This is a genomic window from Mycoplasma marinum (genome assembly GCF_004335975.1).
GTDB lineage: Bacteria > Bacillota_I > Bacilli_A > Mycoplasmatales > Metamycoplasmataceae > Mycoplasma_K > Mycoplasma_K marinum.
The window spans coordinates 1-873 of sequence record NZ_PSZO01000093.1; the positions used below are offsets into that span (position 1 = coordinate 1).

At 30.5% G+C, this 873-nt stretch carries 1 protein-coding gene and 1 pseudogene; both read left to right on the plus strand.

Features of this window, described 5'->3' with window-relative positions:
* Positions 1 to 383: pseudogene (locus C4B24_RS05095) on the plus strand (mannose-6-phosphate isomerase); the annotation flags it as partial.
* A 1-nt stretch (position 384) separates the two neighbouring features.
* Positions 385 to 873 (plus strand): ROK family protein (locus C4B24_RS04830; RefSeq protein WP_131599648.1); only part of this gene is annotated, 489 nt, incomplete at its 3' end.

The window sequence follows — 873 nt, forward strand, 5'->3', positions numbered from 1 at the left end:
TAAAACCTGAAGTTGGTCAATTCATTAATGTTCCTGCCGGCTTGGTTCATGGAATTGGTGGTGGTTCCAAAGTTCTAGAGGTCCAACAACCTTCTGACACTACTTATAGATTATATGATTATGACAGGTTAGAAAATGGGGAGTTAAGGGAATTGCACATTGAAAAGTCACTAAAATCAATAAAAGATTTAAAATGAGAAATTGAAAATAAGGGCGATAATGTCTATATTACTAATGAATATTCAATTGAAATTGGGTATGGAGAAAAAATATTAAGTATTGATTGCATTATTGTTGATCTTGAAGAGGAGATCGCTTATTTAGCTAAAAAAGATGAAAAAATATTTTTTCAAAAATGAGCTATAGTTAAGGAGAGAAAATAATATGCAAATTTTAGTATTAGATATCGGCGGAACAACTCTGAAATATTTAATTCACGATACATATAAAGATGAGAGTTCGGAGATAGAGTCCTTTTCGACAAGAGAAATTGAAAAAGAAGAGTTACTACTAAAAATATCTCAAATAATTAATAAAAATAAAATAAATATTGTCTCAGCATCTTCGCCGGGAGCAATTATCAATAAAACTTATGTTTCGGGATTGACTGGGATAAAAGGATATTCAAACTTTGATTTCAAAGAAGAGTTGCTTAAAAAAGTAGAAAATAAAAATTTGGATGTGTTTTTGATAAATGACGCCAACGCAGCTTTGATGTCACAAGTTTCAAATCAAAATAAACATCTTGATTTAGCATTAGTTTCTATTGGTACTGGAATCGGTGGCTCTTTATTTATTGATGGAAAGATTAGAGAGGGAAAACATGGTCTTGCTGGAGAATTTGGCTATCAATTTTTTGATGATAATGATAAT